14 protein-coding genes are annotated in these 13,316 nt (G+C 66.7%); 6 read left to right on the forward strand and 8 right to left on the reverse strand.

Annotated features, from left to right (window positions below; translation table 11 throughout):
- Window positions 1-70 precede the first annotated feature (70 nt).
- From B3H47_RS12490 to B3H47_RS12500, 3 genes are read left to right on the forward strand one after another with little or no spacing between them, the layout of a single operon-like run.
- Window positions 71-931: a helix-turn-helix domain-containing protein gene (locus B3H47_RS12490; RefSeq protein WP_286987276.1), complete on the forward strand. Its 861-nt coding sequence runs from the start codon at window positions 71-73 to the stop codon at window positions 929-931.
- Window positions 932-940: 9 nt separating this feature from the next.
- On the forward strand, window positions 941-1,687 hold the full coding sequence (locus B3H47_RS12495) for an AzlC family ABC transporter permease (protein WP_286987278.1): 747 nt from the start codon (window positions 941-943) through the stop codon (window positions 1,685-1,687).
- A complete protein-coding gene (locus tag B3H47_RS12500) occupies window positions 1,684-2,010 on the forward strand; it encodes an AzlD domain-containing protein (RefSeq protein WP_286987279.1) in 327 nt (108 codons plus the stop codon). The genes B3H47_RS12495 and B3H47_RS12500 overlap by 4 nt, the downstream gene beginning before the upstream one ends.
- A 1-nt stretch (window position 2,011) precedes the next feature.
- Here B3H47_RS12500 and B3H47_RS12505 read toward each other — a convergent pair whose 3' ends face one another.
- Both B3H47_RS12505 and B3H47_RS12510 read right to left on the reverse strand, forming a co-directional pair.
- Window positions 2,012-2,749: a DsbC family protein gene (locus B3H47_RS12505; RefSeq protein WP_013107092.1), complete on the reverse strand. Its 738-nt coding sequence runs from the start codon at window positions 2,747-2,749 to the stop codon at window positions 2,012-2,014.
- A 27-nt stretch (window positions 2,750-2,776) separates the two neighbouring features.
- A complete protein-coding gene (locus tag B3H47_RS12510) occupies window positions 2,777-3,985 on the reverse strand; it encodes an FAD-dependent monooxygenase (protein ID WP_286987281.1) in 1,209 nt (402 codons plus the stop codon).
- Window positions 3,986-4,126: 141 nt separating this feature from the next.
- On the opposite strand from B3H47_RS12510, the gene B3H47_RS12515 reads away from it, so the two are divergent.
- On the forward strand, window positions 4,127-6,451 hold the full coding sequence (locus tag B3H47_RS12515; protein ID WP_286987282.1) for an AsmA family protein: 2,325 nt from the start codon (window positions 4,127-4,129) through the stop codon (window positions 6,449-6,451).
- Window positions 6,452-6,647: 196 nt separating this feature from the next.
- Here the strand turns inward: B3H47_RS12515 and B3H47_RS12520 are convergent, their stop codons facing one another.
- Genes B3H47_RS12520 through B3H47_RS12530 form a run of 3 tightly spaced genes read right to left on the reverse strand, consistent with a single transcriptional unit; the run spans window position 6,648 to window position 8,664 of the window.
- The gene (locus B3H47_RS12520; protein WP_286987284.1) at window positions 6,648-7,154 is read right to left on the reverse strand and encodes a TPM domain-containing protein; all 507 of its coding nucleotides are present in this window, start codon (window positions 7,152-7,154) and stop codon (window positions 6,648-6,650) included.
- A gap of 1 nt (window position 7,155) precedes the next feature.
- Window positions 7,156-8,040, reverse strand: coding sequence for a TPM domain-containing protein (locus tag B3H47_RS12525; RefSeq protein ID WP_286730466.1), 885 nt, complete (start codon window positions 8,038-8,040; stop codon window positions 7,156-7,158).
- A gap of 6 nt (window positions 8,041-8,046) precedes the next feature.
- On the reverse strand, window positions 8,047-8,664 hold the full coding sequence (locus tag B3H47_RS12530) for a LemA family protein (RefSeq protein ID WP_286987285.1): 618 nt from the start codon (window positions 8,662-8,664) through the stop codon (window positions 8,047-8,049).
- Window positions 8,665-8,799: 135 nt separating this feature from the next.
- On the opposite strand from B3H47_RS12530, the gene B3H47_RS12535 reads away from it, so the two are divergent.
- Both B3H47_RS12535 and B3H47_RS12540 read left to right on the forward strand, forming a co-directional pair.
- On the forward strand, window positions 8,800-9,708 hold the full coding sequence (locus B3H47_RS12535) for a tetratricopeptide repeat protein (RefSeq protein WP_286987287.1): 909 nt from the start codon (window positions 8,800-8,802) through the stop codon (window positions 9,706-9,708).
- Window positions 9,709-9,727: 19 nt separating this feature from the next.
- Entirely contained in the window at window positions 9,728-10,549 is an 822-nt protein-coding gene (locus B3H47_RS12540) for a PPK2 family polyphosphate kinase (RefSeq protein WP_286987289.1), read from the forward strand.
- Between the two features lie 6 nt (window positions 10,550-10,555).
- On the opposite strand, the gene B3H47_RS12545 is transcribed toward B3H47_RS12540, so the two are convergent.
- The 3 genes from B3H47_RS12545 to tldD all read right to left on the reverse strand — a co-directional run bounded on the left by B3H47_RS12545 (window position 10,556) and on the right by tldD (window position 13,291).
- Entirely contained in the window at window positions 10,556-11,089 is a 534-nt protein-coding gene (locus B3H47_RS12545) for a cytochrome b (protein WP_013107084.1), read from the reverse strand.
- Between the two features lie 95 nt (window positions 11,090-11,184).
- Window positions 11,185-11,631, reverse strand: coding sequence for a PsiF family protein (locus B3H47_RS12550; RefSeq protein WP_286987291.1), 447 nt, complete (start codon window positions 11,629-11,631; stop codon window positions 11,185-11,187).
- 196 nt (window positions 11,632-11,827) lie between these two features.
- Entirely contained in the window at window positions 11,828-13,291 is a 1,464-nt protein-coding gene (tldD, locus tag B3H47_RS12555) for a metalloprotease TldD (RefSeq protein WP_286987293.1), read from the reverse strand.
- Between the last annotated feature and the right edge of the window lie 25 nt (window positions 13,292-13,316).

The following is a 13,316-nucleotide window of genomic DNA, read 5'->3' on the forward strand; positions in this document are numbered from 1 at the left end:
GTGTGGGGCAGGGTTTTTGTGCGGCGCAACTTTGTGTCGAAGCGCTCGGCGTCTGCAGCACAATCTGCGCATGTCCTCACCCGCCATCGCCCCGCAGACCGAATCGGCCCGCATGCACATCGCCCCGGATTTCGCAGGCATGGAACTGCTGACGGCGCGTTATGTGCATCACCGGTTTGCACCGCATGTGCACGACACCTTTGTCGTGGCCTTGATCGAACAAGGCAGCGAGCGCTTTCGTTGCAGACGGGCGGAAGGCGTGGCGAACGCGGGGAGCATCATCGTGATCCCGCCGGCAGAGGTGCACACGGGCCAGAGTGGCGGCGAGTCCGGCTGGTCTTACCGCGCACTTTACCCAGCGCCCCAGAAATTAGGCGAACTCATGGCCGAGCTGCGCGACGGCGATGCGCGGCTGCCGGTGTTCGATCGGGTGGTGTTCGACGACCCGGCGTTGTTCCGTGCTTTGCAGGGCTTGCACGCCGTGCTGATCGCCTGCCGCGATCCCTTGCATCGCAGCTGCGCCTGGCGCGAGGCCATGACGCCGCTGTTGCGCTACGCCGGGGTGGTCGAGCCCGCCACGGGACGCGAGGATGCCGCCGTGCGCCGAGCGCAGGAGCTGTTGCGGGCCGACTTTGAGGCGGCGTTGACTCTCGACAATCTGGCGCGCGCGGTGGGCCTGAGCCCCTGGCACCTCAACCGCGTGTTCTCGCGCAGCGTCGGACTGCCGCCGCATGCCTGGCGCAACCAGTGGCGGCTGGCGCAGGCCAAGCGCCTGCTGCGCGGCGGGCTGAGCCCCGCGGAGGCGGCGGCGAGTCTGGGCTTTGCCGACCAGTCGCATCTGCACCGGCTGTTCAAGCGCGCCTTCGGCGTCACGCCTGGCGGTTATCTCCAGAGCAAGAACGTTCAAGACCGAATCGAGCCGTGCCGCTAGTCTGTCGGCATGACTTCGATTTCTTCTGCCTCGCCTCACCCGGCGGGACGTTCCACCGAATTTCTCCTCGGCGCGCGCGATACCCTGCCGCTGCTCCTGGGCGCTGCGCCCTTCGGGCTGATTTTCGGCGCGCTGGCATCGGCCAGTCCGCTGGGCATCGTCGGGGCGCTGGGCATGTCGGCGCTGGTGTTCGCCGGATCGGCGCAGTTCATCGCGCTGAGTCTGCTGGGCACCGGCGCCAGCGCGCTGGTCTTGGTGTTCACCACTCTGGTCGTCAACCTGCGCCACTTGCTGTACGCCGCCAGCCTGCAGCCGCAGATGGCGCGGCTGCCGCAGCGCTGGCGGGTGCTGCTGGCGTTCTGGCTGACCGATGAGACCTACGCCGCGGTGCATCACCGCTACGCGCACGACGACGGCGCGCCGTTCAAACACTGGTACACGGCGGGGTCGGGCGCGGCGATGTACGCCAACTGGCTAGGCTGGACGGCGGTCGGCGCGTTTCTGGGGCAGGCCAGCCCGGCCTTGACGCATCTCGGACTCGAATTCGCGCTCGTGGCCACCTTCGTGGGCATCGTCGCGCCGCTGCTGCGCGAACGTCCCAGCATCGCCGTGGCCCTCACTGCGGCGGTGGTGGCGCTGGCGGCGCGCGACCTGCCGTACAAGCTCGGCCTGATGCTCGCCGCCTTCGCCGGGGTGGCGGTCGGGGTGTGGATGGATGGTCGCCGCCGTCTGCAAGCCGCAGGAGACCCGCGATGAACTGGAGTCTGTGGGCGGTGATCGTCGGCATGGCGGCGGTGACCTTCGCCATCCGCTACACCCTGTTCGGCTTGGGCGGGCGGCTGAGGTTTTCGCCGCGGGTGCAGCAGGCGCTGCGCCATGTGCCGGTGGCGGTGCTCACCGCCATCGTCGTGCCCATGGTGTTGCTGCCCGACGGTCAGCACTGGGATTTGAGTTGGCGCAACCCCTGGCTGGCCGGTGCGCTTGCCAGCGCCACGCTGGCGCTGGGTACGCGCAAACTACTGGCCGCCATCGCGGGCGGCATGGCGGTGTATCTGCTGTGGCGCTTCGGCTTGGCTTGATTTACTTGACTGCGGCCAGCTTCTTTTCGACTTCTTCTTGCGGCAGGGCGCCTTCCATGCGGTCGCCGTCGGTGAAGATCAGCGTGGGGGTGGACGAAATGCCCAGCTTCTCCGCGAGCTCCACATTGGCCTTGAGCGGATCGACGCAAGTCGCCGCGGCCGCGGGCGGCTGCACTTGCTTGTTCATCCAGTCCAGCCAGGCCTTGCTGCGGTTGGGGGCGCACCAGATATCGCGCGCCTGTTGCATCGATTCGCGGCGGATGATGGGCACGACGAACACATGCAGCGTGACGTTGCTCATCTTTTCCAGCGTGGCTTCCATCTTGTGGCAGTACGGGCAATACGGGTCTTCAAAAATCGCGATCTGGCGCTTGCCGTTGCCGAACACCAGCTTGAACGAATCTTTGAACGGCAGATCCTTCCAGTTCACCCGGCGCAGATCGTCGATGCGGGCCTTGGTGACGTTGGTCTGGGTCTTGGTGTCGAAAATCTCGCCAGCGAACAAAAAGGTGGCCTTGGCGTCGGTGTAGAAAATCTTGCTGCCCACGTCCACTTCATACAGCCCCGCATAGGGGGTTTTGATGATCTTGGCACTGGCGGGCAGACCCGGCATGGCCTTTTCGAGTGCGGCGCGGGTTTCGGCCAGGGTTTGCGCCATGACCGGCAGAGACAGGAAGGCCGCGGACAGCGCGACACCGCGCAGAACGCGCGCGACGGAGCGGGAGAGCAAAGAGTTCATTTAGACGGGAGGGCGCACAAACGCGCGTCAGGCAAGATAGGGAAGACCCGAAGCATAGCGGGTGAGCAACTGCCGGACGGGCGGCAGGGCATTGGCGGTCTGCAGGCCCAGCGCGCGCAGCGGCCCGGGCACCCGGCTGCCCGCGCCGTACAGCCGGGCGAGGGCGTCGGTGGTGGTGGCGAGCGCCAGCACCTGTTCGGCCCGCGCGCGGGAATAACGCCGCAGCAGTCGCGGGTCGTGCACGGCCTGGCCGACGCCGCGCTGCTGCAGGGTGCGGGCCAGCACCTGCACGTCTTGCAGACCCAGATTGAGGCCCTGACCGGCGAGCGGATGCACGCGATGCGCGGCGTCGCCAATCAGCACCAGACCGTCGGCCACGGTGCGGCGGGCCAGTTGGCGCTGCAGGCGCCAGGCCGCCGCGGGGCCGGTGGCCTGCAGCTGCCCGAGGTGTTGCGCGCGCAAGGCGGGCAGGTACGCTTCGACGCGCTGCGCCAGAGCTTCGGGCGACAAGTCGAGCAGTTCCAGCGCCAGCGCCTCGGGGGCCGACCAGACCAGCGACACCATTGGCCGACCCTGCATCGGCGCCAGCGGCAGCAGGGCGATCACGCCGTTATCTGCAAAGGTTTGGAAGGCGACGCCCTCGTGCGGTGCGGCGCAGAGGAAATTGGCCACCACGCCGCGCTGCAGGTAGTCGTGCGTATCCATCGCGATGCCCGAGACCTTGCGCACCAGACTGTGCTCGCCGTCGGCGCCGATGAGCAGCGCGGCTTGCAGGGTGCGGCCGTCATCGGTCTGCACCTGCCAGCCTGCCCCCGCGGGCTGGCGTTGCAGCCGCGCGGCCTGGGCCGGGTCGATCACAACCCGACGCTCGAAGCGCAGCGCCAGATCGAGCGCGGTTTCGATGGCGTCGGATTCGACGATCCAGGCCAGCGCCTCGCTGCGGGCGTCGCGGGCATCGAAGGCGAGCTGGGCGCAATCGGCGCGGATGTGCATGGCCTGTACGGGCTGAATGCGCTCAGGCGGCATCTGCGGCCACACCCGCAGTTCTTCGAGCAATTGCCTTGAGGCGGCGTTGAGCGCGTAAAGGCGCTGGGCATAGCCCTGGGTCGGCAGGGCGGCGGCCGGGCGCGCGCCCAGCAGGGTGACCTGCAGCCCGATCTGCGCCAGCGCCAGCGCGCAGGCCTTGCCTGCAATGCCGCCGCCGCAGATTAGAAGGTCGGAAGAAGGGGAGGACATGATGGAATGGCTGCGCTTGAAGCGCTGTGTTTCTGGGAACTTCGAGCTGTCAGACAAGCTGCCTAAAATCAGCCGCCATGTTGACCGACAAAAGCCGCATTGTGCCCCCGGTGCATCAGCGCCTGGGCGTAATTCCCGCCCATGACTGAGGTCACTGCGCCGCAGCCCGACGCGCCCGCGCCGCGCAGGCGCTGGCCGATGCGGCTGTTCAAGGGGCTGCTGGCGGCGCTGCTGGCTGCGGTCATTCTGGTGGTGGGCGGCATGAGCATTTTGCTGCTCACCTTCGATCCGAACCAGTACAAGGCCACGTTGATCCAGGTGGTGCAGGAGCGCGAGCACCGCACGTTGACGTTGCCGGGCACGATCGAGCTCACGCTGTTTCCGCCACTGACGCTGCGCACCGGGCCGTTTTCCTTGAGCGAGCGCGACTCTCCCGCCGTTTTCGCGCGGGCTGACGACCTGCGACTGCACCTCGATCTATTCGCGCTGCTGCGGCGCAAGCTGGTGGTCGATCGGGTGGTGATGATCAAGCCGCAGATTCATGTGGCCCGCGACGCACAGGGGCGTTTGAACTTCGCCGACCTGCTGCCCGACAGCAAGCCCGAATCCGCGCCCCCGCGCAGCCCGCTGGGCCTGTCGGTGCACCGTCTGCAGGTGGAGCAGGGCGTGCTCTTTTACGACGACGACAAGGCCAAGCTCCACGGCCAGCTCGACGGCCTGGACGTCGGCCTTTCCGGCCTGGACGGCGGCAACGCCGGGGCCTTCCATCTGGAGACCACGGCGCGCTTTGTCCAGCCCGCGCTGGCAACCCGCATCGCCCTGCGCGGCAAGCTGCAGGCCGACCCGGCGCAGCACAGCGTGGCGCTGACCGATCTGGCGCTGTCGGCGCAGGGCGACGTGCCGGGACTGAAGGCGATGCAGACCCAGCTCAACGCCGACCAACTCGGGCTGCGCACTGGTTCATTGTGGGCGCTGACGGCGCGGCAATGGCGCATCAAGACCACCGGCCGCACCGAGAGCGGGGAAAACTTGAGTGCGCAGATCAGCCTGCCAACGCTCGAAGCCAAGGGCGACACCGTGCAGATCGGGCCGCTCGATGCCAGCGCCGAGATCGGCGCGGCGCAGGCGCTGCAGCTGCAGTGCAAGACCCAGCAGGCCGCGGGCGCCTGGAGCGCGCTGCGCGTTCCCGTGGCGCAGTGCGATGTGCAGCGCGGCGCCGCCGGAAAGCCGGGGGCGATGCGCCTGACCCTGGCCTCGCCGCTGCAGCTCGACCTCACTCATGCGCACTATGTTCTGCCCGCGATCAAGCTCTCGGGCCAGCTCACCCCCGGCGCCAAACCGCAGACCCTGGCGCTGCAGGGCAATGCGCAATACGACGGCGGCGCGAACGGCCCCATGAACGGACCTACTGCGCAGTTTCAGCTCCAAGGTCTGGTGGCCGGCAGCGGGATGAAGCTGTCGGGCGGCTGGGCGCAGCCCGACACCCTGCGCCTCGACTTGAATGCCGACCGCCTCAACCTCGACGATTGGCTGCCGCCGCCCGCCGCCCAACCAAAAGCCGCCGCGCCCGCGCCTGCCCCCATCGACCTGTCGGCCTTTCAAAAACTCGGGCTGGGCGCGCAGTTCAAGATTGGCAGCCTGGTGTTCAAGGGCATGCAATGGAGCGCGGTGCAGGGCCAGTTGACCAGCGACCGCAAAACGCTGGCCTTGCAGCCTTTCAGTGCGCAGGGCTTTGGCGGCAGTGTGGACGCGAATCTGCGGGTGAATCTGGCGCAGCAGCAATACACCCTGCAGCAAAGCGGGCGTGATGTCAGCGTGCAGCCGATATTGCAGGCCTTGGTCGGCAAGGATTTTCTGCTCGGCAAGGCCAACTGGACGATGAACCTGACGGCACAGGGCAAGACCCTGCCCGCGCTCATCGCCAGCCTTTCGGGCAAGGCGCGGCTCGATGTGCGCAACGGCGCTGTGAAGGGTTTCAATCTGGCACAGATGCTGCGTAACGCCCGCGCCCTACTGGCGGCACGCAAGGATGGGCAGTTCGCCGCCACCGCGGGTGAGCAGACTGATTTCACCGCGCTCGGCGCCACCTTTGTGCTGCAGAACGGGGTGGCGAACAACAGCGACCTAATGGTGCAGAGCCCGCTGCTGCGCGTGGGCGGCGAGGGCTGGTTCGATCTGCCCCGGCAGCGTCTGGACTATCTGCTGCTGCCCGCCGTCGTCGGTTCGCTGCGCGGGCAGGGCGGGGCCGATCTCGCGGTCTTGCGCGGCGTCACCGTGCCGGTGCGTATCGCGGGCAGTTTTGCCCAGCCGACTTACACCGTGCTGTGGTCGCAGGCGGGCGGGAATCTGTTGAAGCAGACCTTGAAAAACACCTTGCAGAACGAACTGCAGAAACAGCTCGCACCCGCCCAGGCCCAGCCGCTGCAGAAGGCGGTTCCTGGCCTGTTCAAGGGTTTGTTTCCTTGAACCCAGAATTTCCATTAGGCGGGGCTACGCCCCTACATGGGCGCTGGCGGGCGGTTTGGGGCGTCTTCGCCCCCGCGCTTCGCGCCCATAGCTCGGGCTATGGGCTTGTCGCGCAAGGCCAAATCCATCCCCAATCCGCCGCGCCATCATCCCATGTCCCAATGGAAAATCTGGGTTGAAGTAGGGCCAGCAGGCCCTAAAGCCGCAGCACCACCGGCCAGTCGGGCAGTTCGTTGCGTTTTTCGCCGCTGCGCGGGGGCGCATACTGGGCGAGCAGGCCGCTGACTTCGGCCACGCCCTGCAGCGCGGCGGCCTCGAAGCGGCCCTGGCGCAGCAACGCTTCCATGCCGCGGCAAACCTGCTCCCAAGCGTCGCTCGGCGCCCGTTGGTGGATGCCGCGGTCGGCCACGATTTCCACGTCCCGCTCGGCCAGCAGCAGGTAGATCAGCACCCCGTCGTTGTGCTCCGTATCCCAGACGTGCAGGTGCGAGAACACCTCGATGGCGCGCTCGCGGGCGCTCAGGCCGCGCCAGAGTTCGGGCAGATCGAGCGCGCCTTCAACCGCAAAGCGGATTTCGCCGCCGTGTGCCTGCTCAGCCGCGTGAATGGCCTTGGCAATGGCGGCCAGCGTGGCTTGCGGAAACGCCCGGCGGGTTTGCCAGGGCGCAAAGCGCAGGTGTTGCAGCAGACGGGACCAACGCATCTCACCACCGGCCCGAAGCGCCGCCTCCGCCAAAACCACCGCCGCCGCCGCTGAATCCGCCCGAGCCGCGGTCATTGCCGCCGCCGAATCCGCCGCCGCCGAAGCCACCACCACCCAGTCCGCCCGGCCCACCTCCCATGCGTATGCCGCTGAACACGGCAAGGAAGGCGAGCGCGCCGAATGTCAGTCCCAACAGCACGGAGCCGACGAGCCACCACCCCGCGCCGCCTGCGATCAGTCCGCTCAGCCCGGCGCCGACGGTGCGGCCGAGCACGCTGCGCAGCACCGAGCCCAGCACGACCGCGCCGATCAACACCATGAAGCCGATTTCCTGCGCGCTGGATCGGTCTGCGCCCGGCGCGACAGCCTGCGGCGGTGACAGTTGCTCGCCGTCGATCAGCTTCATGAGCTGTTGTACGCCAGCCTGCAGTCCGCCGAAATAGTCGCCCTGCTTGAACTGCGGGGTGATGACCTCGGCGATGATGCGCTTGGCGATGGCGTCGGGAATGGCGCCTTCCAGCCCGTAGCCGACTTCGATGCGCATGGCGCGGTCGTCCTTGGCGACGAGCAGCAGCACGCCGTCGTCTTGCGCCTTGCGGCCCAGCTTCCACGCCTCGGCCACGCGAATGCTGTATTGCTCGATGGCTTCCGGCGCGGTGCTGGGCACCATGAGGATGGCGATCTGGCTGCCTTTGCGCGTGGCGAAGGCTCGCAGTTCCTGATCGAGCGTGGCGGTTTGCTCCGCGGTGAGGGTGCCGGTGAGGTCGGTGACCGGCGCGGTAAGCGCGGGCACCGGCGCCAGCGCGGCCCAGGCCAGCGTGCCAAGTCCGCACAGCAGCAGCGCGGCAAGCAGGCAGCGCTTCCAGAGTCCGCGCAACAGCGTCATGCGGCCTTACTTCGATGCGGCAGGCGCGGGGGCGCCGCCGAAGTCCACCTTGGGCGCCACCGAGATGGCTTTCTCGTTCTCCACGGTGAAGCTGGGCTTGACCTTCATGCCCACCACCATGGCAGTGAGGTTGCTGGGGAACTGGCGCACCAGGTTGTTGTAGTTCTGCACGGCTTCGATGTAGCGCATGCGGGCCACGGCGATGCGGTTCTCCGTGCCTTCGAGCTGGGCCTGCAGATCGCGGAACACGCCATCGGCCTTGAGCTGCGGATAGTTTTCGGACACCGCGATCAGGCGCGACAGCGCGCTGGTCATCTGCGCCTGCGCCTCCTGGAACTTGGCAAAGGCGGCCGGATCGTTGATGAGTTCGGGCGTGGCCTGGATCTGGCCGACCTTGGCGCGCGCCTCCGTCACTTGCACGAACACGTCTTTCTCATGCGCGGCGTAACCCTTGACCACGTTCACCAGATTGGGCACCAGATCGGCCCGGCGCTGGTACTGGTTGAGCACTTCGGCCCAACTCGCTTTGATCTGCTCGTCGGACGACTGCAGGGCGTTGTAGCCGCAGCCGCTCAGGCTCAGCAGGGCGGCGGAAAGCAAGATGAGGGATACCCAGCGGCGCATAAAAGAGTCTCCGGAAAAAAGGAACAAACACGGGAAGAAACACGTTGAAACAAGAGTGCAAAGCATATCGCCTGAATGTTCCGTTCCGGGGCGAGTCGGGGGTATGCTGCATCCCTGCAGAAAATCGCCGCACCCATGAGTACCCCACGTTCCGCCGAGCTCGATCTCGGCATTCACACCCAACCGCCCCAGCACCTCGACTTCAGCGAGACGCAGCATCCGCTCGAAGTCCTTGCGCATGAGGGAGATGCGGCCGCGCAAGAGTGGCTGGGCGCCCACTATCACGACCGCAAGGACTTTGTTCATGCGGCGCACTGGTATCGCAAGGCGGCCGATCAGGGTTCCGCCGGGGCCAGGTACAACCTGGGCTGGCTCTACGTTCACGGACGCGGCGTGGAACAAAGCGATGCGCAGGCGCTGGATCTGTGGCGTCAGGCCTGCGAAGTGGGCCTGGCCCGGGCGATGAATGGCCTGGGATTTTTGTACGAGCATGGGCGCGGCGTGCCCCGCAGCGACGCGCAGGCCCAGGTCTGGTATCAGCGTGCCGCAGAGGCGGGCGACGCGGCGGGCCAGTGCAATCTGGGCATTTTTTTGCTCAACGGACGTTGCGGCCCGGCCGATCCGTCGGGCGCTGCGGCGATGTTCTCTCTTGCTGCGCATCAGGGCCATCGTGAAGCCTGCTACCGTTACGGACATCTGTTCGTCACCGGCCAGGGCGTCGAGCAGGACGACGCGCAGGCCGTGGCCTGGCTGCGCAAGGCCGCCGAGATGGATATGCCCGAGGCGCAGCGCGAGCTTGCCGCCTTGTTGGCGATGGGTCGGGGCGGCAGTCTCGACTACACCCAGGCGGCCGGCTGGTACCAGCGGGCGGCGGAGCTGGGCGATGCGCAGGCGCAGTTCGGTCTTGGCGTGCTGTACTACCGCGGGCTGGGCAAGCTGCCTGACGTCGAGAAAGCGCGACATTGGTGGACGCTGGCCGCCGCGCAGGGTGAGGAACGCGCCCGCAAAAATCTGGCGCTGCTGGCCAAGGGTGTGAGGCGCTGAAGCTGACATGCCCTCTGACATGCCTCTACTGACCGATCTGCGCCGTCTGCGGGTAGACCCCGAAGACAACCTCGACCTCTCGGACCGCCCCACGCAGATCGACCTGCCGGGCGACCCTTCCAAAGACGAGATCGAGGCCGAGCTTGACGGCCTGCGTAGCCAGATCGGCGAGCTGCAAGACGCGATGTTCACCCGTCGCGAGCAGGCTCTGCTGGTGGTGTTGCAGGGCATGGATTCGGCGGGCAAGGACAGCACGACCAAGGCAGTGTTCACCGGGGTGAATCCGCTGGGCATCCACGCTGCGTCGTTCAGCGTGCCCAGCGTGCAGGAACGTCGGCACGACTTTCTCTGGCGGGTGCATACGCAGGTGCCGCCGCTGGGCTGCATCGGCGTGTTCAACCGCAGTCATTACGAGGAACCGGTCATCCGCCGGGTGCACGGTGAGTTGAAGAACGGCGAGATGAAGCGCTATCTGCGGCAGATCACCGATTTCGAGCAGATGCTGGCGGAATCGGGTACGGCCATCGTCAAGTGTTTTCTGCACCTGAGCTTTGACGAGCAGCGCGAGCGCTTGCAGGAGCGCATCGACAACCCGCTCAAACACTGGAAGTTCGACCCGTCCGATCTGCAAGAGCGGCAGTTTTGGAAGTCGTATCAGGCCGCCTACAGCCAGGCGCTGGCGGCGACTTCTACTGCGCAGGCGCCCTGGTATGTGGTGCCGGCCGACCGCAAGCCGGTGCGCAATCTGATTGTGGCGCGTCTGGTGGTGCAGGCGCTCGAGGCGCTCAAAACCCCGCCGCCCGAGCCCAAGCCCGAACTGATCGGGCTGAAGGTGGTTTGAGCTTGTTTACAGCATGCGGCGCAGGCTGCCGTCGCGCAGGATGAAGGCGTGGTACAGCGCTGCAGCAACGTGCAGACCGATCAAGCCGAGCAGCCCCAGAGCGACCACTTGATGCGCGTCGCCCAGCAGCTCAGCCCATGTGGCGTTGGCCGGAAACAGGGCGGGCAGCGGCCATAGTCCCAGCCAATGCACCGGCCACTCGCGGGCCGACGCGGCCAGCCAGCCCAGCAGCGGCAGCAGCACGAATCCGGCATAGAGCAGCGCATGCGTGGCCTGGGCCGCAAGCGCCTGCCAGGCGGGCATCGGCGGGTGCGGCGGCGGTGTCTTGATCAGCCGCCACAGCAGGCGCAGCACGAAAAGGGTGAGGATGGTCGTGCCCACGCCGATATGCCAGGTCGCCAGCGCATCTTCAGGCGCGCCGCGGTGATCGGTCATCAGCCAGGCCAGGGGATATTCCAGCAGGATCAGCGCCACGATGGCCCAATGCAGCAGGCGGGAGACGGGGTGATAGCGCGCTTCGGGCAGGGCGATTGTGGACATGGTGAGCAAGGCCGCACGGGGCTGCGGCTGAAAATCAGAATGCCCACAACTTAACCGGCCTCACTTAGCGCGGGCTGAGTCCGGAGTGTCTGCGATCAGTTGCAGGTCTTGCCATGCGCCGGATGATCGCCCGCCGCCTTGGCGGCCGACTCGCTCATGTATTCGCCGTGCTTGGTCTTGCCGTAGTACTTGTCGCCCGGGCAGTGATAAACCTTGGTCGAGGCGTTCACCCACACTTTGCCCGCGCCGCCGCCCGCCGCCGCGGCCATGCCTGCGCCCGAGGTTTGCAGGGAGTGATGCTCTTCTTCCTTCTTGGTTTCGTGGTGGGCTTGCTCCGTTGCGGGTGCGGCGGATTCCTGGGCCTTGCTCACGCAGGATTTGATGAACTCGGTGCGATCCTTGCCTTTGAGGCTTTGCTCCTTGGCCTGTTTTTCGCACTGTACTTTTTGTTCGTGATTTTTCAGCAAACCGGCCGAGGCGATCGTGGGGAAGGCCAGGGCAGCGCTGGTCAGCGCGACGGCGAGCAGGGTGGTGTGTTTCATCGAGCAAACCTTTCTTCAGCAGTTTGGGAGGGAAGGCCGGATCAGCGTCCGGCTTGGATGCACTGTAGCCAGTGTTCGGCCGTTCATCATCCACCGTAAAGCAGGTTTCACCGATGTCACCGCAAGTAAAAAATGAAACAGCCGGAACGCATCGCTGCGGTCCGGCTGCTGGGCCTGGATGAAGGTCGGGTTGAGCTCAGCCCGTGCCGCCCACGGTCACGCCGTCGATGCGCAGGGTCGGCTGGCCCACGCCGACGGGCACGCTCTGGCCTTCCTTGCCGCAGGTGCCCACGCCGCTATCCAGCCGCAGATCGTTGCCGATCATGCTCACGCGGGTGAGCGCGTCGGGGCCGTTGCCAATCAGTGTGGCGCCCTTTACCGGGTAGAGCGGCTTGCCCTTCTCCACCCACCAGGCTTCGCTCGCAGAGAACACGAACTTGCCGCTGGTGATATCCACCTGCCCGCCGCCGAAGTTCACCGCGTACAGGCCGCGGTCGATGCTGGCGAGGATTTCCGCCGGATCGCGGTCTCCCGCCAGCATGTAGGTGTTGGTCATGCGCGGCATGGGCACATGCGCGTAGCTCTCGCGGCGGCCATTGCCCGTGGGCGCGCGGCCCATCAGCCGGGCGTTGAGCATGTCCTGCATATAACCGACCAGAATGCCGTCTTCGATCAGCACATTGCGCTGCGTCGGGTTGCCCTCGTCGTCCACGTTGAGCGAACCGCGCCGGTCGGGCAGGGTGCCGTCGTCGAGCACGGTCACGCCACGGGCGGCGACGCGCTGGCCCATGCGGCCCGCGAACGCGCTCGATCCCTTGCGGTTGAAGTCGCCCTCCAGGCCGTGGCCCACCGCCTCGTGCAGCAGCACGCCGGGCCAGCCGGGGCCGAGCACCACGCTCATCTCGCCCGCAGGCGCGGGGCGCGATTCGAGGTTGACCAGCGCGGTGTTCACCGCCTCATCGACATATTTCGTGATGAGGGCGTCGTCGAAGTAGCCCAGGCTGTAGCGCCCGCCGCCGCCCGACGAGCCGGACTCGCGCCGTCCGTTTTGCTCGACGATCACGTTCACGCTCAGGCGCACCAGCGGGCGCACATCGGCGGCCAGCAGGCCGTCGGAGCGCAGCACCAGCATCACGTCGTGTTCGCCGCCCAGGCTGGCCATGACCTGCACCACGCGCGGGTCTTTGGCGCGCGCCAGCCGGTCCACCTTTTGCAGCATCGCCACCTTGGCGTTGGAGTCGAGCGCGCCCAGCGGGTCGGTCGCGCCGTAGAGCACGCGCGCCGCGCTGCGGCGGGTGTCGCTGGGCACTTTGGCGCTGCCCTTGCCCGCGCGGGCAATGCTGCGCACCGTGTCGGCGGCTTCGAGCAAGGCTAGCTCGGAAATATCGTCGGAATAGGCGAAGGCGGTCTTCTCGCCCTGTACCGCGCGAATGCCAAAGCCCTGTTCGATGTCGAAGCTGCCCGACTTCACCAGGCCTTCTTCCAGACTCCAGCCCTCGGAGCGGGTGTATTGCAAATAGACGTCTGCGTAGTCGAGCTTGTGCTCGAACACCTTGCCCAGCGCACGCTGCAAGGCGATTTCGTCGATCTGATAGGGGTCGAGCAAGACGCGGCGCGCCTCGTCGAGGCGCAACAGCGCGGGTTCGGTCATCATGTTCATGCGCCCGATTGTAGGAACAGCGGCA

The organism is Thiomonas sp. UBA7699, assembly GCF_002482605.1.
Classification (GTDB): domain Bacteria; phylum Pseudomonadota; class Gammaproteobacteria; order Burkholderiales; family Burkholderiaceae_C; genus Thiomonas; species Thiomonas arsenitoxydans.

Coding starts and splice junctions, on each gene's coding strand:
- B3H47_RS12525 (WP_286730466.1), bottom strand. CDS start 8,040: ATGACGCTGTTGCGCGGACTCTGGAAGCGCTGCCTGCTTGCCGCGCTG.
- B3H47_RS12535 (WP_286987287.1), top strand. CDS start 8,800: ATGAGTACCCCACGTTCCGCCGAGCTCGATCTCGGCATTCACACCCAA.
- B3H47_RS12490 (WP_286987276.1), top strand. CDS start 71: ATGTCCTCACCCGCCATCGCCCCGCAGACCGAATCGGCCCGCATGCAC.
- B3H47_RS12545 (WP_013107084.1), bottom strand. CDS start 11,089: ATGTCCACAATCGCCCTGCCCGAAGCGCGCTATCACCCCGTCTCCCGC.
- B3H47_RS12500 (WP_286987279.1), top strand. CDS start 1,684: ATGAACTGGAGTCTGTGGGCGGTGATCGTCGGCATGGCGGCGGTGACC.
- tldD (WP_286987293.1), bottom strand. CDS start 13,291: ATGAACATGATGACCGAACCCGCGCTGTTGCGCCTCGACGAGGCGCGC.
- B3H47_RS12550 (WP_286987291.1), bottom strand. CDS start 11,631: ATGAAACACACCACCCTGCTCGCCGTCGCGCTGACCAGCGCTGCCCTG.
- B3H47_RS12540 (WP_286987289.1), top strand. CDS start 9,728: ATGCCTCTACTGACCGATCTGCGCCGTCTGCGGGTAGACCCCGAAGAC.
- B3H47_RS12510 (WP_286987281.1), bottom strand. CDS start 3,985: ATGTCCTCCCCTTCTTCCGACCTTCTAATCTGCGGCGGCGGCATTGCA.
- B3H47_RS12495 (WP_286987278.1), top strand. CDS start 941: ATGACTTCGATTTCTTCTGCCTCGCCTCACCCGGCGGGACGTTCCACC.
- B3H47_RS12505 (WP_013107092.1), bottom strand. CDS start 2,749: ATGAACTCTTTGCTCTCCCGCTCCGTCGCGCGCGTTCTGCGCGGTGTC.
- B3H47_RS12530 (WP_286987285.1), bottom strand. CDS start 8,664: ATGCGCCGCTGGGTATCCCTCATCTTGCTTTCCGCCGCCCTGCTGAGC.
- B3H47_RS12515 (WP_286987282.1), top strand. CDS start 4,127: ATGACTGAGGTCACTGCGCCGCAGCCCGACGCGCCCGCGCCGCGCAGG.
- B3H47_RS12520 (WP_286987284.1), bottom strand. CDS start 7,154: ATGCGTTGGTCCCGTCTGCTGCAACACCTGCGCTTTGCGCCCTGGCAA.